This is a genomic window from Ruegeria sp. CL3, assembly GCF_056536505.1.
Genome location: NZ_JBQFPT010000003.1, coordinates 246,788 through 271,129, shown reverse-complemented (window position 1 = coordinate 271,129; position 24,342 = coordinate 246,788). Strand labels below are relative to the sequence as shown.

Sequence of the window (24,342 nt, the reverse complement as noted above, 5' to 3'; positions counted from 1 at the left end):
ACCAGTCATTTTGCCTCGGCCGCGTCCTCAAGTCGAAGCTGTACGTTTTGGCGACCACCCCATGTGTTCACCTCAAGTCGACCGGCAAAATGAAAGCGCGCGCCGCCGTGATTTGAGAGCTTTTCGCCCATCGGCCCGTCAAACGCTCCGAATGCGATGGCGTCCAGCCCGCCGCCAAGGCCATCCGCAAGCGAGAGTTTCAGATGCGACTCACCGACCCGTTTGGCAAACCGCACCTGTAGGTCGGGCAGGGCGTATCGCGGGGCAGGGGCGCTGGCTCCAAAAGGCCCGGCTTTCTCAATCTGTTCGATCAGATCCACTGTTGCGGCGCCGGGCATCAACGCCCCGTCGAGCTTCATGTCCGCGGGACCACCTTGCCCTGCGCCTTGCTTTTCAAGCAGTTCTGACAGGCGCTTCATGGCCGGTTCCAACTGATCGCGCATCACGGTCAGCCCAGCGGCCATCTTGTGACCGCCGCCTTTGACCAACAACCCCTCGGCCGCCAGCCGCTGGATCGAGGCCCCCAGATCAACGCCCGAGATCGACCGCCCCGATCCTTTGCCTTCATCTCCGTCAAAGCCGATCACAATCGCCGGGCGGTTGGCGTTTTCCTTTAGGCGTGAGGCGACGATACCGACGACGCCCGGATGCCACCCTTCGCCAGCTGCCCAGACCAAGGGCGCGTCCAAACCGCGCTCCTCCGCCTGCTCAAGCGCAGCAGCGCGTACGGCATTTTCGATATCGCGCCGTTCAGAGTTCAGCGTGTCCAACCGCTCAGACAAGGCCTGCGCTTCGTGCAAAGAGTCAGTACTGAGCAACCGCGCTCCAAGGTCGGCCTGACCGATACGCCCCCCGGCGTTCACCCTCGGTCCCAACAGAAACCCAAGGTGATAGCTGTTCGGTGCCGCATCCATCCGAGCGACATCCGATAGCGCGACAAGACCGGGGCGCTGACGGCCTGCCATGACCTTCAAACCTTGTCGGACCAAAGCGCGGTTCGCCTCGATCAACGGGGCAACATCGGCGACAGTCGCCAGTGCGACCAGATCCAGCAGAGGCACCAGATCTGGCCCTTTAGCCCCGGCCTCCCGCATTTGCCGCCCAGCCTCGACCAGCATCAGAAAAACAACGCCCGCCGCACAGAGATAGCCCAGATCGCCGCTTTCATCCTGCCGGTTCGGGTTCACCACGGCCACACAATCCGGCAAAGTCTCACTGCCCAGATGGTGATCCAGCACGATCACATCAGCCCCTTTTGCTCCAGCGATCGGGTCATGGCTCAACGTGCCGCAATCTACGCAGATGATCAGATCATGCGAGGCTGCCAACGACTGCATCGCAGGCACGTTCGGCCCATAGCCTTCGTCAATACGGTCCGGCACATAAAGTGTCGCTTGCAGACCCATCTGACGTAGCCAAACGAGCAGCAGCGCCGCCGAGCTACCGCCATCCACATCATAATCCGCAAAAACCGCGATCCGCTGCTTTTCACTGACCGCTTCCAAAAAGCGGGTCGCAGCGGTCTCCATATCCTTCATGCTGCGCGGATCGGGCAAAAGCTCTTTCAGCTTTGGCTCCAGAAAACCGGCAGCCTCCATCGGAGGGACGCCCCGCCGCGCTAACACCTGACAGACTGCACGAGGCAAACCGGCCTGCTGCACCAACATTTCAGTCGCGCGCTCAACATCGGGCGCGGGCCCTACCCAGCGCCGGCCTGTCAAAGATTGCTCAACCCCAAGAAAACTCATCGCGCCTCTCATATGCCAAGGCCGGACCCATTTGGACCCGGCCTCTTCATCTTTTCACAGATACTCCCGCCGAAGGTATCGGCGCAAGCCGCTTAGGCTTCGTCGTGCGACCACATTGGCGTGCGGTAGGACATGCGGCGAACCGATCCGGTTTTCGAGCGCATCAAAAGGGTGGTGGTTTCAACCCAGCCCGGCTCGCGCTTGATGCGCGGCAGCAGAGAGCCACCGGTTACGCCGGTCGCGGCAAAGATCACATCTGCGGTCACCATCTCGTCACGAGCATAAATCCGATCCAGATCGGTGATGCCTGCCTTGGCGGCGCGGCCACGCTCGTCATTGTTGCGGAACAACAGACGGCCAAAAATTTGACCACCCATGCATTTCAGAGCAGCAGCGGCCAGAACGCCCTCGGGCGCGCCACCTTGGCCCATATACATGTCGATGCCGGTGGTTTCGCTTTCGGCGCAATGCATAACACCCGCCACATCGCCATCGGTGATCAGGCGGATCGAGGCACCGGTTTCTCGCACCTCGGCAATCATCGCTTCATGGCGCGGACGTTCCAGAATGCAAACGGTAATATCGGCCGGTTCGCAACCTTTGGCCTTGGCCAGCGCCTCAACACGTTCGCGCGGGCTCATGTCGAGCGAGACAACGCCTTCGGGGTAGCCGGGGCCAACGGCCAGCTTGTCCATATACACATCCGGCGCATGCAGCATCGAGCCGCGCGGGCCCATGGCAATCACGGTCAGTGCGTTTGGCATGTCCTTCGCGGTCAGCGTAGTGCCTTCCAGAGGGTCCAGAGCGATATCCACACCGGGGCCTTCGCCGGTGCCGACCTCTTCGCCGATATAGAGCATCGGGGCCTCATCACGCTCGCCTTCGCCGATGACTACGACTCCCGCGATGTCCAGCAGGTTCAACTGCTCGCGCATCGCGTTCACGGCGGCCTGGTCGGCAGCTTTCTCGTCACCACGCCCTACCAGCGAGGCCGAGGCAAGCGCGGCCTGTTCCGCAACCCGCGCAAGGCCCAAGGACAGCAGGCGGTCGTTAAAATCGATTTTGGCAGCGTTCATGCGTTGTATTCCTTTGGCAGGCAATGGCGTTTCGTCTGGCATAGCCTGCGGATGGCGCAGGCTGCAAGGGTTCAGACCTGTTCAATCCGAAGCGCGACAGGCTCACCCGCGACAACATCGGTCGTCCGGAACCCGTCCAGCGCCACATCCAGAGTGGCCCGCGTGGTTTTGTGCGTGACAATCAAAACGGGGGCTGTGCTGTCGCTGTGGCCGTACTGCCGCATCCGGTCAATCGACACGCCCGCATCTCCCAGAATGGCCGCAACCTTGGCCAGCGCTCCGGGTTTGTCCAGCAAGCCCAGACGCAGGTAATACGGCGCAGGCAGGCCCGTGATGGCTGGGGTGGCGTCTTCAAGGCTGGACGCAGGGCGCCCGAAGGTCGAAATTTTCAGACCCCGTGCCAGATCGCAAACATCGCCCATCACTGCGCTTGCGGTTGGTCCTTCGCCCGCTCCGGGGCCGCGCAGCACCACTTGTTCAACTGCGTCGCCTTCGATGACCACCATATTGGTGCCGCCTTCGAGTTGACCAAGCGGCGAGTCGCTGGGCACGAGGCAGGGCTGCATACGCTGTTCCAGACCGCGTGCGGTGCGTTGGGCCAGACCCAGCAGCTTGATCCGATAGCCCATGTCATGGGCCTGATGGATATCGTCGAGGCTGATTTGCTGGATGCCTTCAATCTCGATCCCGTCGAAATTCGGCTTCGTGCCAAACGCGATCGAGGACAGCAGGGCCAGTTTATGCGCCGCGTCAATACCACCCACATCCAGGTTCGGATCCGCTTCGAGGTAACCCAGTTCAGCGCATTCATCGAATAGCGCGTTATAGCCTTTTTCCTGCGATTGCATGCGGGTCAGGATGTAGTTGCATGTGCCGTTCATCACGCCCATCACGCGGGTGATCTCGTTTCCAGCCAGACCTTCGGTGAGGGATTTGATCACCGGGATGCCTCCGGCGACGGCGGCCTCGAACCGGATCACGCGGCTTGCGGCTTCGGCCTTCTCGGCCAGTTCCTGACCATGGATGGCCAGCAGGGCTTTGTTGGCCGTGACGACATCCTTGCCGCTGGCCAGCGCCGCCTCGACCGAGGCTTTGGCCGGGCCGTTTTCACCGCCCATCAACTCGACAAACACGTCCACGTCATCGCGTTTTGCCAAGGCTACGGGATCGGTTTCCCACGCATAGTCCGACAGGTTCACGCCCCGATCCTTGCTTGAATCACGGGCCGAGACGGCGACGATTTCAATCGGGCGTCCGGTGCGTGCCTGCAGCAGATCGGCATGACGCCGGACAATCCGGACAACACCCACGCCAACAGTTCCCAAGCCCGCAATTCCAAGCCGCAGCGCCTGTGTCATCCCGTGGGTTCCTTTCGCTCGTACCAGTCTGATTTCGGGCCTTTTGCCCGTTCAGCGCTGCCTTAGCCGGTTCAAGGCACGGGCGCAATCCGTCACGCGTCAGCCCGGGCTGGGAAAAGCCGATCTTTAGTTGATCCGCGCGTTTTGCAGCGCCTCGGCTTTCTTTGCCAAAGCCTCGCTTCGGGCACTCAGGTCCTGCTCAACGGCAGAGGCTTCGCTGACCGGATCGGCAGGCGCGCCCAGAACGTTGGGTAGGGGCAAAAGCTTGGGGTAAGGTGCCGTCTTGACCGCGCGGGATTCGCTACCCTCCAACTCGGGGAAGTTGGTGCATCCGGTAAGGGTCAGTATCAGAACCAGAACGGGCAGGCGCTTCATATCAGGTGCTTTCACAAGGGACTGGTCTTGTGATGCCTCTTTTACCCGATCTGTTCAAGCGGGGTTCTATCTGAACATACGTTCAGATAGTGTCGGTCCATGGCTCGTACACAGGGATCACATTCGGACATAACCGGCCCGCGCATCCGCAAGGCAGCGTTGGGTCTTTTTGCGCGCCATGGCTATGCCGCCGTTTCGATGCGCCAGATCGCCAAAGAGGTCGGCGTTCAGGCCGGGGCGCTGTATAACTACACGCCCGACAAGCAAAGCCTGTTGTTTCGCCTGATGCGCGACCACATGCAGGAGTTGCAGCAAGCCTATGATGCCCTTGGTGAAACCGGCGACGCGCAAAAGGCTTTGCGCCGCTTTGTCGGGTTCCACATCCGGTTTCATCTGGAACGCCCCGACGAGGTTTTCATCGCCTATATGGAGTTGCGCAATCTGACGCCGGACAATTTCGCAGAGATCGAGGATCTGCGCCGCGCCTACGAAGATTCTCTGGAGCGGATATTGAGTGAGGGCCAGAAAGCCGGTCACTTCGCGATCTCGGACACCAAGATCGCCACGCTGGCGGTGATTGCGATGCTGAATGGCGTGATGACCTGGTATCGCTCGGGTGGGCGGTTGTCGTTGGACGAGGTCGAGCAGATCTATTGGGACATGGTTCGCCGCGCGGTGATGGCCTGACCCAAAACCGGCTCAGGCTTGGCCTTAGTGGGCAGGGCGAATGAAGGTTCCATTGCGCAGCTGACGAAAGGCCTGTTCCAGTTCGGCACGCGTGTTCATGACGATGGGTCCGTGCCATGCCACAGGCTCATCAATCGGAGCGCCCGAGATCAGAAGAAAGCGAACGCCTTCAGGCCCGGCCTGAACCGTGATCTCATCCCCGGTGCCGAAACGTACCAGAGTGCGGTCTCCGGACATGTCGCGGATATTGACCTCTTGCCCGGCGACTTCCTTTTCCAGCAAAACTCCGGTCGGCTGGGACGCATCGGCAAAAGCCGCCTGACCTTGGAACACATATGCAAAGGCGCGGCGGTAGGTGTCGATCTTGAAGGTCTTTTTGACACCGGCCGGAATTTGCACGTCCAGGTATTGGGGATCTGCTGCAATACCGTCCACCGGGCCGGTTTTGCCCCAGAACTCTCCCACGATTACTCGCACTGTGGTTCCGTCATCGTCGATGACCTCGGGGATCTCTTTGGCCTGAACGTCCTGATAGCGCGGAGCGGTCATTTTCTGATCCGAGGGCAGGTTGCCCCATAGCTGAAACCCGTGCATCTGGCCCGAGGCATTCCCGTGCGGCATTTCCTGATGCAGAATGCCCGACCCCGCCGTCATCCATTGCACATCACCCGCGCCGAGCGTCCCGCTGTTGCCCAGCGAATCCGAATGCTCGACCGTACCGGACAGCACATAGGTGATCGTCTCGATCCCGCGATGAGGATGCCAGGGAAAGCCGGCCTGATAGTCCTGCGGGCGCTCATTGCGAAAGTCGTCGAACAACAGAAACGGGTCCAATTCGGATGGGTCCTGAAACCCGAAGGCGCGATGCAGCTTGACGCCCGCACCTTCCATCGTCGGTACGGCTTTGCGTGTTTCCAATGTGGGTCTGAGGGACATGGCAACCTCCTTGTTCTGCGTGCAGGATGTATGCCCAGCCGGGGACTGGTCAATTTGCGCAGAGGCACCATGAATGTGCGCAAATGTAGGGCAGGGGAGGGCCTGTTTATTTCTGCGCAAAGCGGATACACGAGGCAGCAGACAGACAGGAGGCAGTCATGCAGGACGAAGTGCTGGCAACGATCGAGGCATCATCCCCAAGACGGGTGGCCGGTGTTGCTATGCTGGGCAGCGTAGGTGTTTTGGTGATTTACGTGGCACTGGCTTCTCCGCCCGAACTCGTCTGGCAGGTGTTTTTGTTGGCGGTTGGCGCGTCTTCCTTATGGTTGGCCTATCGCGTTTGGATGTCCACTCAGGACAGGATCGAGCTGACTGCATCAGAGCTGCGCACCGGATCGGGGCAGGTGATTGCGCGGGTCGATGAGATTGAAGCTGTGGACCGAGGTGTTTTCGCGTTCAAACCGTCCAATGGGTTTCTGGTGCGAACGCGCAAAAAGGCCAGCAATGTCTGGGCCCCCGGTCTGTGGTGGCGGCTGGGCCGCCGGGTTGGCGTCGGCGGCATGACAGCATCCGCCGAGGCCAAGTTCATGTCCGAGATACTCTCGGCTATGGTGTTACAGCGTTGACGGCTCCACAGTGGTGTTATCTTCCGGAGTACTGTCGTCATGTCCGCTATCAACAGTGCCGTCGTCCACGTTGTTGGCGTCCTTGCAAGAGTCTGGCCCTTGGATGAAGGTGTATCCGCGGGGTTGCGTGAAGATGAATTTGTCGATGAAGAACTCGTTGCTGCCGAACCCGATTTTGAACGGACGCACGTAGTGATGCCGTGTCTCGACCAAGATCATCGTGGCGTTATCTGCCATTATTGGAATGCGATCCGAGACTTGATCAACTGTTTCGTTGGACCACCGTGTCAACCCTTCACCGCGTGTGCAGGACCATTCGACAAAGTGACGATCATCTGTGTCTGTGCTTTCATCGCCAGTGTCCCATCGTACGAAAGAGATCCGCAACGACAATCCGTTGCCTTCACTGATCATGTATCTTTGTAGATCATACATGGATGTGATGTACTGGTCCGTTACCGTGTCTTTCTCTCGGGAAAGAATATCAGCGACAGCGTAGGCCGCTTTCAGGTTGCTAGCACCCTGACGGTATCCGTCGAAATAGGTATACGCCGTCCAGACCGACCAGAACAGTAGGGGAAACGTCATAATAGCTTCGATGCTAACGACACCATCTTCTCTCTTTAGAAAGCGTGATGTCACACCGGCCAAGTGTTTTTGAATGAAAGATTTAAGGTTCATGTACAAACACCGTCGTTGCATGAAGTTCGTATTGTCCGTCGGGATCTTGCCGAGCAAGCCGACCAAGCGTTGTACCGAAGAACAAAGGAGTGATTTCTACGCACGCGCGTATGATCATCAGCTCGTTAGCTGTTCCAGGCGTAAAGATCTGATCATCTTTGCCGCGAATCTCTTCAGGTGTGTCCACACAAAATGGCCGATCAAAATTGCCAGTAAGAACTGCACTGCTGTCGAAATGATTGACCCTTGTCATCTCGACAGCAAGATTGTCCTGACAATCTGGAATGGCGCCGGCCTCTTCGCAGATGATCCGTTTGAGAAGATCATGTGTCCAGGCTGTTTCGCCCTCATAGAGGTCAATTCGGTTCATGCGCACATCTTGGATCGTGGCATCCAGGGCGCGCTCTAAGTTGGCATGGTTCCAGGCCACAATCCCGATCTCAATTCCAGAATAGGTGGTTATCATGAAGATCGGGAACCACATTACAAATTCGATTGTGGCCATTCCCTTTTCTTCGCGGCGAAACCTTCGCAGCACTTTTTTCAGATGTCGGATCATTGGGTCAGCCTCAGATTCTGGATGCTCGCCGCGATATCGTCGAAGACTTCGCCAATCTCGGATCCTGTCGGTGCGAAATATGCGTTTTCATCCGATTTGCAGTACCATAGGAGGTTTCGACCGTTGGTGGTGGCCTCGTAGGCGACCGAGAAGATCAGGATGTTTCTTGCGCCGGATTTCGCATAATCGCACATCGCTTCGACCTGATCGTCTTTTCTGGAACGGTTTTCGGTCTCAGTCGCCGCATAGTACCAGTTGTATGCGTCGCTCGAACCGACGGAATCATACAGCAACTGATAGATTTCGTACCGCGAGGTGCGTTCCCACAAGGCGGGCCATGTCAGAGATAGGGAACTCCCATCTTCATCAAGCTGGCGAACCTCGCTCCTGTCGAGGTTGTCGCAATAGCCGCTGCTGTAGTAGTTTCCTCTGCAAAGGTAGACATTGAAAGTGTCGTTTCCGTAAGCGTGATCCTGAAACTCGTCGCGCACCCAGTATCTACCGCGACTGCTGTCCCAGTATGCCCTGTCCACACCCAGCCATGCATATCTGAAGCTATCCTCGTCTTCGTCATAGTGGTTCACGTTGACGGAATAGACTTCTTCGTCTCCATTCCACCAGATACCCGATTGACCATCGTTGTACGGCGGCTTCACCCATGTTCGAGAAGTGTTCTCGCCATCGGTCATCAGAACGATAACTTTCATGGTGTCACTGCCGACGCTGTCCGCAGGCCGACCTGCAAAATCTGCCGGTATCTGGCCGTTTGCGATCATGTTGGTAACAACGGGGCGGAAGTTTTCATCCAGCAGCGTTAGAGCCCATTTCATGCCGACATTGATCGACGTGTTGTCGCGCGCATAAAACGAGTCGATGTATGTGTGCAGGTTCGTTTCGTTGTTCTGGTGAACAACAAGCTGACGGCTGGCCTCAGAACGGCACCGTTCGTCGATGCGCGGTGAACTGAACCCACCTGACGGGCGCTGATCCCCGCCGTAGCGAGAATAGTACAACGATTGATTGTAGGTCTTTGAAAGATCGAATGTCCCTGCTGCCAGATCTGACGTTTCAAAGTCGATGCAATTGGCAAATCTGTTGGAGCCGGCGGTCGTAAGCTGGTTCATGACGGCAGAAGGGACACCCACCTGCGTTGCGTAAGGAATGATTGAGATCGAGAGTTTGTCAGAACTAGTGTTCTCATACATTTTGGTGACAAAGCTCTTGGCCGCACCTTTCAGGTTGGTCAGGCGCGACCCTCTCATGGAGCCTGAAACATCCAGAACCATAGCGATTTCGACGTTGCCGATGGACTCTTCGGCGATGCTGACGACGTTCACGTCAATCGAGTCGACGTCCCACCATTGCATGAAATGCATACCGACCGGCATCGTTGCTCTCGCTTCGACGCGGCGCTGACCGACGATCAACTTGTTGCCGTCATCATCGCAAGACCTCGGGGTGACTATGACTTCGCCATCCAGAAACTGGTCCAAATTTTCTTTGACCAAGTAGTCCTGTACAACGTCTTTTGGGCAAAGGTTCTGTTGGAGGTCTGCAGCGGCCAAAACGGCGCGGTCCAACGAATACTGAAGGCGCGCTCTTTCATGGTCATAGCGCATCATGTCGACGGCAAATCCACCCACAGTGAAGATGACAAGGATTAGGCCCAGCGACAGGATGGTCATGGTCCCGCGCTCCGAGCGCAAGAACGGCGCAGCGCCCTTGTCGGAGCAGCTGGATTGCTCAGTTCGTTTGGATTCAGAATTCCTAAACACTTTTTTCATATCTAGTCCCTGCAGGTAATCCGGCGCACGGAAGGCGGGTCATATCAACTTTAAGAATTTAGTCGGCGAACGTGGCGAGATTTGGGCGACTTTGCCACTATGCTGCTGGGATTGAACGGCAAACTGCCGCATTTAACGGGGTGGTGAGGGTTTTGTTTCTGTTGTGTTGACAATTAGCGCCGCGAAAATTTCCGAGGCGACTCAGTAAGGGGTTGTTGTCGCCCGTTCATGAAGTGATGAATTTTTCATCATAAAAGATTGCAGCTTTGCGCCAGTGGTGCGACAAAACGCCATAACGTTCGTCATTCACCGGTACGGAGGGATTAATGACCAGCACCAAGGAACCGAGCTTTCGCGAAAGTGTGGATCTTATGTTCAACAGGGCGGCATCCCTGATGGATCTGCCGCCCGGTCTTGAGCAGAAAATCCGGGTCTGCAATGCCACCTACACGGTTCGTTTCGGGGTGCGTCTGCGCGGTGAGATTCACACCTTCACCGGCTACCGTTCCGTACATTCCGAGCATATGGAACCGGTCAAGGGCGGTATCCGTTATGCCTTGGCAGTGAACCAGGACGAGGTTGAGGCGCTTGCGGCGCTGATGACCTACAAATGCGCCTTGGTTGAGACGCCGTTTGGCGGCTCGAAAGGCGGGCTGTGTATTGATCCGCGCAAATACGAAGAACATGAGATGGAGCAGATCACCCGGCGCTTCGCCTATGAGCTGGCCAAACGCGATCTGATCAACCCATCACAAAACGTTCCCGCCCCTGACATGGGTACGGGTGAGCGTGAGATGGCCTGGATGGCTGATCAATACGCACGGATGAACACCACCGACATCAACGCACGCGCTTGTGTGACGGGCAAACCGTTGAACGCAGGCGGCATCGCGGGTCGGGTCGAGGCAACGGGGCGCGGTATCCAATATGCGCTGCGCGAGTTCTTCCGTCACCCTGAGGACATCGCCAAGGCCGGTTTGTCCGGCAAGTTGGACGGCAAGCGAGTCGTTGTGCAGGGATTGGGTAACGTGGGCTACCACGCGGCCAAGTTCCTTGCTGAGGAAGATGGATCGCGCATTATAGGGATCATCGAATGGGACGGTGCGCTTTATAACCCGGACGGTATCGACGTTGAGGCGGTGCGCAACTGGATCGTCAAACATGGTGGCGTGAAGGATTTCCCGGACGCGACCCACTCAACTGATGGCGCTTCGGTGCTTGAGGCAGACTGCGACATCCTGATCCCGGCGGCTCTTGAAGGTGTCATCAATCTGGACAATGCAGACAGGATCAAGGCGCCGCTGATCATCGAGGCCGCGAATGGACCGGTGACCGCGGGTGCAGATGAAATTCTGCGTAAGAAGGGCACCGTCATCATTCCTGATATGTATGCTAATGCGGGCGGTGTGACGGTCTCGTATTTCGAATGGGTGAAGAACCTCAGCCACATTCGATTTGGTCGCATGCAGCGCCGTCAAGAAGAGGCACGGCATGAGTTGATCGTAAGCGAGCTTGAACGGCTGGATCGTTATCTGGGCGATGCCTGGTCAATGTCGCCGGACTTCAAGGCCAAGTACCTCAAAGGTGCGGATGAGCTGGAGCTGGTGCGCTCGGGCCTCGATGACACGATGCGGATCGCTTACCAGTCCATGCGCGAGGTCTGGCACAGCCGCGACGATGTCGAGGATCTGCGCACCGCGGCCTATATCGTTGCAATTGATCGCGTGGCCAAAAGCTACCGGGCCAAAGGCCTGTGACAACTGGCGCACGGGGTGGCTTTTCTGCCCCGTGCGCAAACTGAATGCAGCGCGTCGATTGCGAAAACGGTACTGGCGAGTAAGCTGCGCGCAGACAAACGAATCCAGGAGACCTCAATGTTGCGTATCGCCATCGCTGCAGCCTTGCTTGCAACGCCTCTGGCCGCCGCCGAAACCAAGGAACAAAGCTGCCAGTATCAGGCCGATGTCGTGGCCGCGATCCAGAAAGCGCGTCTGGACAAGGTGAAAGAGCGCGACGTTGTGGAGGCCGTGGCTGAAACCAGCCCCACTTGGCCCGAGAACTATAACGCTGCGATCCCGTTGATCACTCCCTGGGTCTATGAGCAAAAGATGCGCGACGTGCGCAAAAAGGATCTTGGTGCGGCATGGCTCGAGCTGTGTTTGCAGCAATAATCCACAGCTCAGCAATTTCCCTGTGGACAACCGCGCGTCATCCCCTTGGCGCGCGTTTTCATTTCTGGCAGGTTTGAGCCATGTCATTGCCCCCCGGATTTCTCGATGAGCTGCGCACCCGGCTGAGCCTGTCTCAGGTTGTTGGGCATAAAGTCATGTGGGATCAGCGAAAATCCAATCAGGGCAAGGGGGATATGTGGGCGCCGTGCCCGTTTCACCACGAAAAAACGGCGTCTTTTCATGTAGATGACCAAAAGGGCTTCTACTACTGCTTTGGCTGTCATGCCAAAGGGGACGCGATCACCTTCGTGAAAGAGACCGAGAACGTCTCGTTCATTGAGGCCGTTGAAATTCTAGCGCGTGAAGCTGGCATGCCGATGCCCGCGCGCGACCCGAAAGCGCAAGAAAAACAGGATCGCCGCACGCGACTGGCCGAGGTGATGGAGCAGGCGGTTCAGTTCTTTCGCCTGCAACTCAAGACCGGGGCGGGCAGTGCGGCGCGCGACTATCTGGCCTGTAGGGGTTTGGACGCCAAGGCGTTGGAGCGATGGGAGATCGGCTTTGCCCCGGACGGCTGGCAGGCTTTGTGGGATCATCTGACCGGAAAGAACGTGGCCGAGGATCTGATCCTTGGGGCGGGGCTGGCTAAGCCGTCGAACAAGGGCAAGATACCATATGACACGTTCCGCAACAGGATCATGTTCCCGATCCGTGATCCGCGCGGTCGGTGTATCGCATTCGGCGGTCGAGCAATGGACCCGAATGACAACGCCAAATATCTGAACTCACCCGAGACCGAGTTGTTCGACAAGGGTCGCAGCCTTTATAACCACGGGCCTGCGCGGCAGGCGGCCGGGAAGGGGCAACCGCTGATCGTGGCCGAGGGCTATATGGACGTGATCGCGCTGGCCGAGGCTGGGTTCGGCGCGTCGGTTGCTCCGCTTGGAACGGCGATTACGGAACATCAGTTGCAGCTGCTCTGGCGGATTTCGAATGAGCCAATCATTGCGCTGGACGGCGACACGGCCGGCCTGCGCGCGGCGATGCGGGCCGTTGACCTAGCCTTGCCTCTGCTTGAGGCCGGAAAGTCCCTGCGCTTTGCGCTGATGCCCGAAGGAAAAGACCCGGACGATTTGCTGCGGGCTGAGGGAGCAGCGGCTGTTCAGGCCGTGCTGGACGGGGCCATCCCGATGGTGAAGCTGCTGTGGCAACGCGAGACTGAGGGCAAGGTTTTTGACAGCCCTGAGCGCAAAGCTGCGCTCGACAAGGTGCTGCGCGACAAGATCAAGCTGATCCGTGACCCCTCGATCCGGTCCCATTACGGGCAAGAGATCAAAGATCTGCGCTGGCAATTGTTTCGCCCGCAGAGACAGTCACAAAACCGTGCGTGGCAACCAAAAGGGAAGTGGCAGCCGCAGAAACAGCCTGCGACGGCGGGTGCGCGGGCCTCCTTCCTGGCGTCCTCGGACAATGCAGACATCCATCTGCGTGAAGCCGCGATTCTGGCCATTACGATTCTGAACCCGCAGGTCGTGGCCCAGTTTGAGGCGCAGCTGGAAGAGATGGATTGTCACGATCCTGATCATGCTGCTCTGCGTCATGCCATTCTGCGTCATGCGATTGATGATCCTGAAAACCTTCGGGACCATATCGTTGAAACTTTGGGGGCCGAACCCCTTGAAAACCTGCTGAGCCTTCGCCATGTCGCAGTGATCCCCTGTGTGTTCAAACCAGGCGACGTTGAAAAGGCCGAGATGACACTGGCCGAGGAACTCGCGAAAATCAAAGCGCTCCGGGGGTTGGATGCTGAGATTGCCGAAGCCGCAGAGGAACTGTCTGATCTGGCCGATGAGGCGCTGACATATCGGCTGGCGCAAGCCGCCGAAGAGCGTAACCGCACAAGCCGCAGCCAGAATGAGGACAGGGCCGTTTTCGACATTGCCGACAATGGCGCGCGAATCAATCGCGACGAAAAGGATGCGTTCAAGGCAATCATGTCCGGGATCAATTTCGAACGGAAACGTCGCTGAAGTGATGTTTTCGTAAAGCACTGGAAAAGAAAAACAGGTAAACGGGTGGCCGAATCAGTTTCACGCGCTAATGATTCGGATCAAACGAATCACCCATCCCTGCAGGAGCATTGAATGGCCGCCAAAGACACGTCAGAAGATCGCAAGTCAGACGAGCAGGAACAGGAAATCTCGCTGGACATGAGCCAGGCCCAGGTCAAGAAGATGATCGCCGAGGCCCGCGAGAAAGGTTACATCACTTACGACCAGCTCAATCAGGTTCTGCCGCCTGATCAGGTCAGCTCGGAACAGATCGAAGACGTTATGTCGATGCTGTCCGAGATGGGCATCAACATCATCGAAGATGAAGAGGCCGAGGAAGAAGAAAACAAAGGTTCGACCGAACTGACCACCACGGACAACAACCGTGAGGTGGCTCTGGCCGGTGCCGCGACCGAAAAACTGGACCGCACCGACGACCCCGTCCGCATGTATCTGCGTGAGATGGGTTCGGTCGAACTGCTGAGCCGTGAGGGCGAGATCGCCATCGCCAAGCGGATCGAAGCGGGCCGGAACACGATGATTGCGGGTCTGTGCGAAAGCCCTCTGACCTTTCAGGCGATCACCATCTGGCATGACGAACTTCTGTCCGAAGACATTCTTCTGCGCGACGTCATTGATCTGGAGACCACCTTTGGCAACCAGATGGATGAAGATGGCGACGTGCAAGAGCCGGTCGTCGATACCTCGGCTGTGCAATCTGCCAAACCCGCCAAGGACACCGGGCCTGAGTTGGACGCCGATGGCAACCCGCTGAGCAATGACGATGATGATGATGAGGACGATCAGGCCAACATGTCGCTGGCCGCGATGGAAGCCGCCCTCAAGGATCAGGTTCTAACCACGCTTGAACGGATCTCGACCGATTTCTCGATGCTGTCCGAGATGCAGGACAGCCGGATTTCGGCCACTTTGAACGAAGATGGCTCGTTCAGTGAAAAAGACGAAGAGACCTATCAGAAGCTGCGCGCTGAGATTGTTGAACTGGTGAACGGTCTTCACCTGCACAACAACCGGATTGAGGCGCTGATCGACCAGCTCTATGGCATCAACCGCCGCGTCATGTCTCTGGACAGCTCGATGGTGAAACTGGCCGACCAAGCCCGGATCAACCGTCGGGAGTTCATTGACGCCTACCGCGGGCGTGAACTGGACCCGAACTGGCTGACCGATATGGCTGAAAAGCCAGGCCGGGGCTGGCAGATGTTCATTGAACGCTCGACCGACAAGGTTGAGGAACTGCGCAGTGATATGGCTCAGGTCGGTCAATATGTCGGTCTGGATATCAGCGAATTCCGTCGCATCGTGCAACAGGTTCAGAAGGGCGAGAAAGAAGCCCGTCAGGCCAAAAAGGAAATGGTCGAAGCCAACTTGCGTCTGGTAATCTCGATCGCCAAAAAGTACACGAACCGTGGCCTTCAATTCCTTGATCTTATTCAAGAAGGTAACATCGGTCTGATGAAGGCGGTGGACAAGTTCGAATACCGCCGCGGCTATAAGTTCTCGACCTATGCGACATGGTGGATCCGTCAGGCGATCACACGCTCGATCGCGGATCAGGCGCGGACGATCCGTATTCCGGTCCACATGATCGAAACGATCAACAAGCTTGTCCGGACCGGTCGTCAGATGCTGCACGAAATCGGTCGTGAACCGACGCCGGAAGAACTGGCCGAAAAACTGCAGATGCCGCTTGAGAAAGTGCGCAAGGTGATGAAGATCGCCAAGGAGCCGATCAGCCTTGAGACGCCAATCGGCGACGAGGAAGACAGCCAGCTGGGTGATTTCATTGAGGACAAGAATGCAGTGCTACCGCTGGACAGCGCCATTCAGGAAAACCTCAAGGAAACTACGACCCGGGTTCTGGCCTCTCTTACCCCGCGTGAGGAGCGGGTTCTGCGGATGCGTTTCGGCATCGGCATGAACACCGACCACACTCTGGAAGAGGTTGGTCAGCAGTTCAGCGTGACCCGCGAACGTATCCGTCAGATCGAGGCGAAAGCCCTGCGGAAGCTGAAGCATCCAAGCAGATCGCGGAAACTGCGGTCCTTCCTGGATCAGTAAGATCAAAGGCGCCCCGAACAGAGGCGCCTTTTTTCGTTTCACCGTTCACATTGGCAGATTTGTCAAACACATTGGCGCGACTTCACATGTGTTGTGGCGTGTCCGTTTCTATATCCGTATGGTCCACTCATGGGGCGGGCCGGGGCGAGGCGGCTAAGCTGATGACCCCCGGCTTCCAAGCGTCAGTGGATGTTTGACCCGCGTTTTGAAGGCGCTCGGCGGTTGACCTGTCCAACGCTTGAACGCCGTGGAAAACGCGGATTGATCGGCGTATCCCAGAGAATAAGCGATCTCGGACAGGTTCATTCCATTGGTGATAAAGGTTTGTGCCAGATCGCAGCGCAAATCCTCGGTGATGTCGCGGTAGCTGGTGCCTTCGCTTTGTAACCGGCGGGCAAAGGTGCGGGCGCTCATGCCGAGTTTTGCCGCGACGTCATCCGCGCTGAGGATTTTGCCCGGCAGTGAGCGGGTGATCAACCCTTCGACCTTGGCGCGGGTCAATTGCTTCGGCACGCGACGCTCGGCCAGAACGCGTTCCCCGTATTCTAGTAGATGGGCGCGCAGGCTGGGGTCGTAGGTCGGGACGGGCAGGTTCAGCGAGGACGGGGACAAGACGATTTCGAGGCTTTCAGAGCCGAAGACAACCGGAAAACCTGCCAGTTGCTGGAAGGCATGGATATGATCCCCAACCTCATGCTGAAACCGTATTTCAATAGGGTGGAAATCGGTCTGTGTCAGGTTGCGCATTCGGGCGACGGCGGCAAACATCAAGAACTCAGTTCGGCGGTGATAGCGAGCAAAGCTGGCGTCTTTCCACCGGGCCTCTAACGCGGCGAAATTCCCCGAAACCCGCAGGCTGAAGGCGATAGCAGGGTCGATCATGTCGTGGAAATGAGACGTGTTTTCAATCACCTGCTCCAGGTCTCGTGAGTATTTGCTGATGTAGGCCGTCAAGGTCGATGAGGACGTGACGCCAAGCCCGACACTTGCCGCAAAGGTGATATCGTTCAGAGCGTCGCAGGCATAGCGGACAAACAGCGCCTCTTTGTGGGCGCAAAAGGAGGTCGCATCCTCCGGCAGATCCCGCGGGCCAAGTCCGCTGCGATCCAGCACCTTCAGGGTGCTCCGTTTTTCCAATCGCGCGTCGAGCGCCTCGCGCAGAAAGTGAAGGCGGTCAATATCCACATTCATCGCAGCGAAGCCTTCCTTTCTCTGGACCGGGGCCGTTCCAGCATACTGCTTTTCTGTCAGAAATTCGAATGGATTTGGCAGCTGGCCACAAGCCTGGTCAATCTTTCCTGCCTATATCCTTTTCGTTGCCGGGTCAGTACCTTGTTGGGGATGAGGTCAGAGCCACCGCCGGTCTTACCAACCGGTCACCGGGTTCCCCGGCACACCTCTCCTTCTTGTCGCATTGTCCACCCATTGGCCCTATGTCACGCTATGCGGGCAAGCTTGAGTAGGTATCAGCGTCATGGCAGGAACTGAAACAACTGATCTATTCAAAGGGCGCAATCTGATCGTCTTTGATGGAGAATGCGTGCTGTGCTCAGGCTTCTTCCGGTTCATGCTGAAACGCGACAAAACCCGACGCTTTGAGTTTGCAACAGCGAAGTCTCCGCTTGGTCAAAGGATGTACAAGGCGCTGAATCTGCCCGTTACGGATTTTGAGACCAACCTCGTGATTGTAGATGGTAAGGTTTTTCAGAGGGTTGATGCCTTTGCGGCGGCTGTGCGCGCGCTGCCGGGGGTGTGGCCTTTTCTATCGCTGGTACGGTTTCTGCCGAGCGCTGTGAAAGACCCGCTGTATTTCTCGATCGCCCGAAATCGGTATGCTCTGTTCGGGCGGTACGATACCTGTATGATGCCGGATGCTGCTCTCCTCGAGCGTTTTGCCGAGCAGGGGTTTGACGCGTGAAGGATCCGTTTCTTCAGGCTTTGGCGGACCCAAGTGTTCTGCCCCAATCCGTGCGAGACCTGCATCACAGCCCAGGTGAATATGTCGGGCAATGCGATATCGAACGTGGCAAGGGTATTCTCATCCAACTCGCGCTTAAATTGGGACGATTTCCCCCTGCAGGCCGGCATGTGCCCGTTCGACTGGTGACCCAAACTCAGGATAAAGACCACAGCTGGCTGCGAGACTTCGGGGGCCACAAAACAACGTCAGAGCTGAGGTTTGACGCAAAAACGGGCCATTTTCATGAGCGTTTCGGGCCACTCTCGGTCTGGATGCGGCCTGTTGCCTCGAAGCGGGGGCTGGAGGTTCACATCAATCGCCTGACGGTTTTCGGCGTGCCGGTCCCTCGGGTTTTGCTACCCCAATCGTCAACGAGTGAATGGCAGGATGATTTGGGACGCTTTCGGTTTGACGTATCGGCCTCGATGCCCGGATTGGGGTTGCTGATCCGCTACCACGGCTGGCTCACGCCGCTTCACGTTAAGGCGCAAGTTGGTTGAAATGATTGTGAGACCTGCTTTCCGCGGGCGCGATGACCTCTAAACTAAGGGGAGCAGCAAGTGAGGAAAGAGTATTATGAAACAGTTACAATATTGCGCCGCTTTGGCGGTGTTTGCCCTGAGTGTTCCGGTAACGGCGGACGCGGCACGTTTGGGTTTTCAAGCCAATGCAATCAATAGCACCGACTTTGAAGTCATTCCCCGTACACGGGATGACACAGACGGGTATTGGTGCGAGGCGGCAGATTTCGCGCGCCGCAGTCTCGGGGCAGGTTGGCAGGATCCCATCTATGTGTTGCGCGGCTATGGACCTAGTGTAACAACTGGACGTGTAACGGCGGTTCAGTTTTCGCTGAAACCGCCTCCGGCTGATGCTCCGGCACAAACTGGTGGCGTAAGGGGGCCCTTCGTTGTCGGCTCCAGCATATCCGTGCAGGGTGCAAATGCGCGGTGCGGTCGCCGCCAGATTTTTTGACAACTAGAACAAAGGCCAAAACGCAATGCAGACGGAATTCGCGCTCCAGACCAATGGACCCGGCTTGTACGAATTCACGTCCCAGATTGCAGAATGGCTTAGTTCCCTTGAACGGGATGGTGTCCTGACGTTGTTCGTCAGGCACACCTCCTGTTCTTTGCTGGTGCAAGAGAACGCGGACCCCGAGGTGCAGACAGATCTGCATGCATTTTTTGAGCGTCTGGTGCCCCCGTCCGATCATCCCTCAATGTCTTACCTGCGCCATACCTATGAAGGGCCGGATGACATGCCAGCCCATATCAAAGCGGCGATGATGCCAGTTTCCCTGTCCATTCCTGTCCGTCAGAGTCAGATGGTTTTGGGAACTTGGCAGGGGATATACCTGTTTGAACACCGCCGCGCCCCGCATCGGCGGCTGGTCGCGGCACATCTGTCCTGACCCTTTATTTTGGGGTGCAAAATTCCGACTACCCAAATCCTAGCGGCTGCCCTATAGTTGTGGATAAGTAAGCCAAAGTGCTTACAAAAGAGGCCAGCTAGGGACGAGGAGACGGCGGATGCGCTGCCCGTTTTGCGGAAATATCGACACTCAGGTGAAAGATTCACGCCCGGCAGAGGATCACGTTGCAATACGCCGACGTCGGTTTTGCCCGGCCTGCGGAGGGCGTTTTACGACCTATGAACGGGTTCAGTTGCGCGATCTGGTGGTGATCAAAACCAACGGAAAACGCGAGGACTTTGATCGCGATAAGCTGGAACGCTCGATCCGTATCTCGATGCAGAAGCGCCCGGTTGATCCTGAACGGATTGATCAGATGATCTCGGGGATTGTGCGGCGTCTGGAAAGTATGGGTGACACGGATATTCCGTCCAACAGAATTGGCGAGATCGTCATGGAAGCTCTGGCGCGGATCGACACCGTCGCCTATGTTCGCTTTGCGAGTGTGTACAAGAATTTCCAGGCGGCCGATGATTTCGAGGAGTTTGTCCACGAACTGCGCCCGCCGCAGCCTTCGACGGACGAGTGAGCGAAACAGATAAGCGATTTATGACGCTGGCTTTGTCTTTGGGTCGGCGCGGCCAAGGGGCGTGCTGGCCCAACCCGGCTGTCGGGTGCGTTATCGTGCGCGATGGGCGGATTGTTGGGCGAGGGTGGACTCAACCCGGCGGGCGTCCCCATGCAGAGCCTGAGGCTTTAGCGCAAGCGGGTGCGCAGGCGAAAGGGGCCACGGCCTATGTCTCGCTGGAGCCATGCGCCCACTACGGCAAGACACCGCCCTGTGCCGAAGCGTTGATCTCGGCCGGTGTGGCCCGCGTTGTTGCGGCGATTGAAGATAGCGATCCTCGCGTTTCCGGGCAGGGCTTTGCCATGCTGCGCGAGGCCGGGATCGAGGTTGAAACCGGCGTGCTCGCGCAAGAGGCCGAGCGTGATCTGGCCGGGTTCTTTCTGAAAACCGAACAGGGCCGTCCGTTTGTGACGTTGAAACTGGCCAACAGCTTTGACGGGCGGATTGCCACGTCCACCGGACATAGCCAGTGGATCACCGGATCAACTGCGCGACGCGAGGTTCACGCGATGCGCGCCCGACACGATGCCGTCATGGTCGGCGCTGGCACGGCGCGCGCGGATGATCCCTCGCTTACGGTTCGGGATCTGGGGATAGAGCGTCAGCCGGTGCGCGTGATTGTCTCGCGCCATTTGGATTTACCCTTAATGGGACAACTGGCGCGCACGGCCTCAAAAACGCCCGTCTGGCTATGTCATGGCCCGCATCCCGACGCCGAGCGCGCCCGCACGTGGGAGGGGTTGGGCGCGAGGCTGTTGCCTTGTGCGTTGCACGACCATCAGGTTGATGCGCGCGACCTGCTGCAACAGCTGGGCCAGGAAGGTCTGACAAGTATTTTCTGCGAAGGCGGCTCGGCTTTGGCGGCGTCGTTGCTAGCGCAGGATCTGGTCGATGAGCTTGTCGGTTTCACTGCTGGTTTGACCATCGGCGCCGAGGGACTTTCGGCGATTGGCGCATTAGGGCTGGAAAAACTGGACAGCGCCCCTCGGTTCGAGTTGATCGAGGCGCGCCCGGTCGGTGGTGACGTATTACACCGTTGGGCCCGAACGACGCATTAGCGTCGCCAGAGATGGGCGTGGGTTGAAAAAGCGCCCTGTAGCTTTGACAAGGCGCGGTTCAGCGCCCCGCGTTTGGGGGGCTGACCGTGGGCCAGCCGTTCGATGGCGACCTCGACAGGGCAGGGTGCGCCGGTTACCGGGTCCAGATAGCGGGGATAGTCGATCAGGCTGGCATGCACCAAACCCAACAGGGACGGGCGCGCGCCGCGACGGGCCGGAACACTTCCCAGATCCGCAGTCAGGCCCCAGCCGGCATAGAACGGCGCGCCAAAGGTGGTGACCGGAATGCCACGCAAAAGCGCCTCGAACCCCATAAGCGAGGTCATGGTCCAGACCTCCTGCACCTCGGACAACAAGGCTGACGGGTCGGTCTCAGTTGCGATCACGTCCGCCAGCCCTTCAGCGTCGATCCGGCCCGAGCGCAGGCCAGCCTCGACATCCGGATGGGGTTTGTAGATCACCACAGCATCTGGGTTGGTGGCTCGAACTTCGCGCAGCAGGTCCAGATTGGTGCGGATGGCGCTGGTGCCCAGCAGGATTGAGGCGTCATCTTCGACCTGCCCCGGCACCAGAATGCGGTGCCCTTTGGGCAGAGGCGGCGCAGCGCCGCCGGTGTTGTATTTGCTCAGCCCCTCAGACACGAGGGCTGAGATCACCCGCTCGGCCCGGTATTCCTGATCCGGACGCAGGGTCTCGCGCTTGGAAATCCACTCTTCCAAGCGGCTGGTTTGGGTCGGGTCGTAATAGATACCCAGATCGTCCGTGACCAGCGACAGCGGAGGCACTAGGTCGGCCCCCAATCCGCGGGAGCGGAGAAAGCCGTCCTCGATACGGGTGACGCCCTCGGCTTCGCGGGATTGATTGGCCCAGACCATGTGGGGACGGGTGGATGAGGCCGGAGGCGACGGCAAAAACCGTATTTTCCGGTGCTGGCCAAACATGGCCTGCAGATGCTTGCGCTTCCACATCCGCATGCCCGACGCGGTCCATCCCAAACGATCTTGCCGCCACGCACGGGTCTGAGCCTCAAGCGTATCCAGCACGACCTCTAGCTCACACAACTGGTCCCGATAAGGGTCATACCACACAGGGTAGAGCATCATGGCAGCGGCAAACAGTTGGGCGCGCGTCAGATTGCGTTGCCTGCGTTGAAGGGGGTTTTCGTCCTGCGTCAAACCCCATCCGGCATAGAATGGCTGCCCGAAGACGCGGGGTTTGTGACCGGCGAGAATAGCCTCAAACCCCATTTGCGAAGAGAGCGTATAGACACTGACCGCGCCGTCCAACAGCGGCCAAGGGCTGATGTTCTCCGCAACGAAGGAAACGCGTTCCGAGAGGTCTTGTTCGGTGTAGTGCCCGGTACGGTAGCCAGCCAGTGTTTCGGGATGGGTCTTGATCAGAACTGGCATCCCGGGATTTTCTTCCTGCGCGATCACCAACATCTCAAGAAACTGGGCGCGGTCCCCTCGGCTGGCCGTGACCGAGGCATCGCCGACCGTCTGATCAATCACCAGTACGTAGCCAGGCTCGGGGATCGGTGCGTCGGGGTCAAAGGCTGAATACTTGCTGAGGTTTAATTCCTTCAAGCGCTCAATCGCGCCACGCGCCCGGTTCAGAAGCACTGTGTCGTCCAGCGGATGTGTCGCCAGAAGCGTTTCCAGATCTGACGGTTGTGCCGGGTCAAAGTGCAGGCCCGAGCGATCCAGAAGCAAACCCAAAGGCGGCTCGCCCTCGCGGCCGGGGTGGAGGGATCGTAGAAAGGCATCCTCGACCCGCAGCAAAGGGGTACCCCGGTCCTGAGCGATGCGCCGCCCGCGATGGGCCGTGGGACTGTTGCCCCAGATGGCAACAGTGTCCTCGGGTCGGGGCAGACCCAGCCGGATGTCATATCCCGAAAGGGAGAGAATGCACCGGACGCGCCTGTTAGTCAGAAATCCGCCATTGTAGACAAATGCCCGGGACCGCGCCGCGCCAATTGCGGTGGGGTCTCCATGGGTCATGGTTTAGTTGCCGGTCAGGGTGGCTACGTTCGCGACCGGCGTCAGGCCCCCGGCGATCAGAGAAATCGACTTGGTCCACTGCGCGTACGGTGCCTCAGTCACGTAGATTGTGTCATCGTCGCGGATCACGAAATCACGCGCGATGAACAAGCCATTGGGCGCGGTCAGGTTCAGCAGATAGATCATTCGCTGATCGCCCTGCAGATCGGAACGGCCCATCACCTGACGCGCGATGTCCTGACGTTCCCGGCGCAGGATAAAAATACCAGTCGGATCGGATGAGATGGATACCAGGCCGCCAACCTGTGCCAGTGCCTCAAGCGCGGACAGGTCCTGACTGTCGAAGGCGACGCGCGATTGTCCTCCGGTTGCGCCGAGCGCAATATAGGATCGGCTGTCTCCCTCGACCAGAATGCGGTCACCGCCGCGCAGCGCGACATCCAGTTTGGGATTGCGGAACAGGTCATTGTACCAGACTGTCCCACGTTGGTCTCCACGGATCAGCGTGACCAGCGCAATATCGGACTCAACCGAAACCCCCCCGGCCTGCGACAGCATGCCGAGCAGGGTACGGGTGGGGCGTTCTATCGGGTAAATTCCCGGGGCGCCGATAGTACCGCTTAGCGAAACAGTAGAGCCGTCACCGGCCAGGCGTCGTACTTCGACCTGAGGGTCGGGGGTTTGTTCCTTCAACTCGTCCGTGATCAACCCGCGGAGCTCTTCCGGAGTGTTGCCAGCGGCGCGTAAACGACCTGCGTAGGGGACGAAAATGAAGCCCTCGCTGTCGACTTGAACCTCGTTCAACGCAGTCGAAGAACCTGCATCGCCCGCGAGCAGCCCATCATCGACGTTCTCCCAGATTGTTAGGCCCAAAACATCCCCTGGGCGCACGGTGTCTGCGGTTAGTGACGGGGCTGAGGTAAAGGCGGAAGAGAACCCAAACTGCGGCACGGATGACGTGGCCCGCGAAACGCGGTCATCGACTTCTACCACAAACGCATTGCCGCCGTTGTTGACGGAGCCTGCCAGAATCTCGTTCTTGTTTGGGCCCGCCTTGGGCAACTGGCATGCACTCAGCACGACGAGCGAGGTCACAAGGGCGACCCCCCGTACCCAACGGATTGGAAAGCGATGCACTGCCGATAACC

At 58.2% G+C, this 24,342-nt stretch carries 23 protein-coding genes; 12 read left to right on the top strand and 11 right to left on the bottom strand.

What is annotated here, in order from left to right:
• Positions 1–5 precede the first annotated feature (5 nt).
• From recJ to ACR0NO_RS05745, 4 genes are all read right to left on the bottom strand, one after another.
• Positions 6–1,748: a single-stranded-DNA-specific exonuclease RecJ gene (gene recJ / locus ACR0NO_RS05760; RefSeq protein ID WP_480723268.1), complete on the bottom strand. Its 1,743-nt coding sequence runs from the start codon at positions 1,746–1,748 to the stop codon at positions 6–8.
• 92 nt (positions 1,749–1,840) lie between these two features.
• A complete protein-coding gene (gene glpX / locus ACR0NO_RS05755) occupies positions 1,841–2,824 on the bottom strand; it encodes a class II fructose-bisphosphatase (RefSeq protein ID WP_480671373.1) in 984 nt (327 codons plus the stop codon).
• A 71-nt stretch (positions 2,825–2,895) separates the two neighbouring features.
• Positions 2,896–4,182 carry a homoserine dehydrogenase gene (locus ACR0NO_RS05750; RefSeq protein WP_480723267.1) on the bottom strand — a complete coding sequence of 429 codons (1,287 nt, stop codon included), beginning with the start codon at positions 4,180–4,182 and terminating at the stop codon, positions 2,896–2,898.
• Between the two features lie 126 nt (positions 4,183–4,308).
• Positions 4,309–4,557, bottom strand: a complete 249-nt coding sequence (locus ACR0NO_RS05745; RefSeq protein WP_480723266.1) for a hypothetical protein — start codon at positions 4,555–4,557, stop codon at positions 4,309–4,311.
• A gap of 99 nt (positions 4,558–4,656) precedes the next feature.
• Here ACR0NO_RS05745 and ACR0NO_RS05740 point away from each other — a divergent pair, with 99 nt between their 5' ends.
• A complete protein-coding gene (locus ACR0NO_RS05740) occupies positions 4,657–5,244 on the top strand; it encodes a TetR/AcrR family transcriptional regulator (protein ID WP_480723265.1) in 588 nt (195 codons plus the stop codon).
• 24 nt (positions 5,245–5,268) lie between these two features.
• On the opposite strand, the gene ACR0NO_RS05735 is transcribed toward ACR0NO_RS05740, so the two are convergent.
• Positions 5,269–6,180 (bottom strand): pirin family protein, encoded by a 912-nt coding sequence (locus ACR0NO_RS05735; RefSeq protein ID WP_480723264.1) that lies wholly within the window; start codon positions 6,178–6,180, stop codon positions 5,269–5,271.
• Positions 6,181–6,338: 158 nt separating this feature from the next.
• Between ACR0NO_RS05735 and ACR0NO_RS05730 the strand changes: the two genes are divergently transcribed.
• The gene (locus tag ACR0NO_RS05730) at positions 6,339–6,806 is read left to right on the top strand and encodes a hypothetical protein (protein WP_480723263.1); all 468 of its coding nucleotides are present in this window, start codon (positions 6,339–6,341) and stop codon (positions 6,804–6,806) included.
• On the opposite strand, the gene ACR0NO_RS05725 is transcribed toward ACR0NO_RS05730, so the two are convergent.
• The 3 genes from ACR0NO_RS05725 to ACR0NO_RS05715 all read right to left on the bottom strand — a co-directional run bounded on the left by ACR0NO_RS05725 (position 6,795) and on the right by ACR0NO_RS05715 (position 9,731).
• A complete protein-coding gene (locus ACR0NO_RS05725) occupies positions 6,795–7,394 on the bottom strand; it encodes a hypothetical protein (protein WP_170551703.1) in 600 nt (199 codons plus the stop codon). The genes ACR0NO_RS05730 and ACR0NO_RS05725 overlap by 12 nt on opposite strands.
• Before the next feature lie 82 nt (positions 7,395–7,476).
• Positions 7,477–8,046, bottom strand: a complete 570-nt coding sequence (locus tag ACR0NO_RS05720) for a TadE/TadG family type IV pilus assembly protein (RefSeq protein ID WP_170639018.1) — start codon at positions 8,044–8,046, stop codon at positions 7,477–7,479.
• Positions 8,043–9,731, bottom strand: a complete 1,689-nt coding sequence (locus ACR0NO_RS05715) for a Tad domain-containing protein (protein ID WP_480723262.1) — start codon at positions 9,729–9,731, stop codon at positions 8,043–8,045. The genes ACR0NO_RS05720 and ACR0NO_RS05715 overlap by 4 nt, the downstream gene beginning before the upstream one ends.
• A gap of 425 nt (positions 9,732–10,156) precedes the next feature.
• Here ACR0NO_RS05715 and ACR0NO_RS05710 point away from each other — a divergent pair, with 425 nt between their 5' ends.
• From ACR0NO_RS05710 to rpoD, 4 genes are all read left to right on the top strand, one after another.
• Positions 10,157–11,587, top strand: coding sequence for a Glu/Leu/Phe/Val family dehydrogenase (locus tag ACR0NO_RS05710; RefSeq protein ID WP_170376235.1), 1,431 nt, complete (start codon positions 10,157–10,159; stop codon positions 11,585–11,587).
• Between the two features lie 117 nt (positions 11,588–11,704).
• Entirely contained in the window at positions 11,705–12,001 is a 297-nt protein-coding gene (locus tag ACR0NO_RS05705) for a hypothetical protein (protein WP_170376237.1), read from the top strand.
• 80 nt (positions 12,002–12,081) lie between these two features.
• Positions 12,082–14,031, top strand: a complete 1,950-nt coding sequence (gene dnaG / locus ACR0NO_RS05700; protein WP_480723261.1) for a DNA primase — start codon at positions 12,082–12,084, stop codon at positions 14,029–14,031.
• Between the two features lie 114 nt (positions 14,032–14,145).
• The gene (gene rpoD, locus ACR0NO_RS05695; protein WP_170470263.1) at positions 14,146–16,134 is read left to right on the top strand and encodes an RNA polymerase sigma factor RpoD; all 1,989 of its coding nucleotides are present in this window, start codon (positions 14,146–14,148) and stop codon (positions 16,132–16,134) included.
• Between the two features lie 153 nt (positions 16,135–16,287).
• On the opposite strand, the gene ACR0NO_RS05690 is transcribed toward rpoD, so the two are convergent.
• Positions 16,288–17,325, bottom strand: a complete 1,038-nt coding sequence (locus ACR0NO_RS05690; protein WP_480723260.1) for a helix-turn-helix domain-containing protein — start codon at positions 17,323–17,325, stop codon at positions 16,288–16,290.
• 283 nt (positions 17,326–17,608) lie between these two features.
• On the opposite strand from ACR0NO_RS05690, the gene ACR0NO_RS05685 reads away from it, so the two are divergent.
• The 6 genes from ACR0NO_RS05685 to ribD all read left to right on the top strand — a co-directional run bounded on the left by ACR0NO_RS05685 (position 17,609) and on the right by ribD (position 21,194).
• Positions 17,609–18,052 carry a thiol-disulfide oxidoreductase DCC family protein gene (locus ACR0NO_RS05685; protein ID WP_480723259.1) on the top strand — a complete coding sequence of 148 codons (444 nt, stop codon included), beginning with the start codon at positions 17,609–17,611 and terminating at the stop codon, positions 18,050–18,052.
• Positions 18,049–18,594 (top strand): DUF4166 domain-containing protein, encoded by a 546-nt coding sequence (locus tag ACR0NO_RS05680; protein WP_480723258.1) that lies wholly within the window; start codon positions 18,049–18,051, stop codon positions 18,592–18,594. Before ACR0NO_RS05685 ends, ACR0NO_RS05680 begins: the two co-directional genes overlap by 4 nt.
• Before the next feature lie 76 nt (positions 18,595–18,670).
• Positions 18,671–19,069 (top strand): hypothetical protein, encoded by a 399-nt coding sequence (locus ACR0NO_RS05675; protein ID WP_170665391.1) that lies wholly within the window; start codon positions 18,671–18,673, stop codon positions 19,067–19,069.
• Between the two features lie 25 nt (positions 19,070–19,094).
• Positions 19,095–19,508 carry a secondary thiamine-phosphate synthase enzyme YjbQ gene (locus ACR0NO_RS05670; RefSeq protein WP_170470247.1) on the top strand — a complete coding sequence of 138 codons (414 nt, stop codon included), beginning with the start codon at positions 19,095–19,097 and terminating at the stop codon, positions 19,506–19,508.
• Between the two features lie 118 nt (positions 19,509–19,626).
• A complete protein-coding gene (gene nrdR, locus ACR0NO_RS05665; protein WP_170376254.1) occupies positions 19,627–20,097 on the top strand; it encodes a transcriptional regulator NrdR in 471 nt (156 codons plus the stop codon).
• Entirely contained in the window at positions 20,094–21,194 is a 1,101-nt protein-coding gene (ribD, locus tag ACR0NO_RS05660; RefSeq protein WP_480723257.1) for a bifunctional diaminohydroxyphosphoribosylaminopyrimidine deaminase/5-amino-6-(5-phosphoribosylamino)uracil reductase RibD, read from the top strand. Before nrdR ends, ribD begins: the two co-directional genes overlap by 4 nt.
• On the opposite strand, the gene ACR0NO_RS05655 is transcribed toward ribD, so the two are convergent.
• On the bottom strand, positions 21,191–23,194 hold the full coding sequence (locus tag ACR0NO_RS05655) for a capsular polysaccharide biosynthesis protein (protein WP_480723256.1): 2,004 nt from the start codon (positions 23,192–23,194) through the stop codon (positions 21,191–21,193). The genes ribD and ACR0NO_RS05655 overlap by 4 nt on opposite strands.
• A 3-nt stretch (positions 23,195–23,197) precedes the next feature.
• Positions 23,198–24,331: a polysaccharide biosynthesis/export family protein gene (locus ACR0NO_RS05650; RefSeq protein ID WP_170551674.1), complete on the bottom strand. Its 1,134-nt coding sequence runs from the start codon at positions 24,329–24,331 to the stop codon at positions 23,198–23,200.
• Between the last annotated feature and the right edge of the window lie 11 nt (positions 24,332–24,342).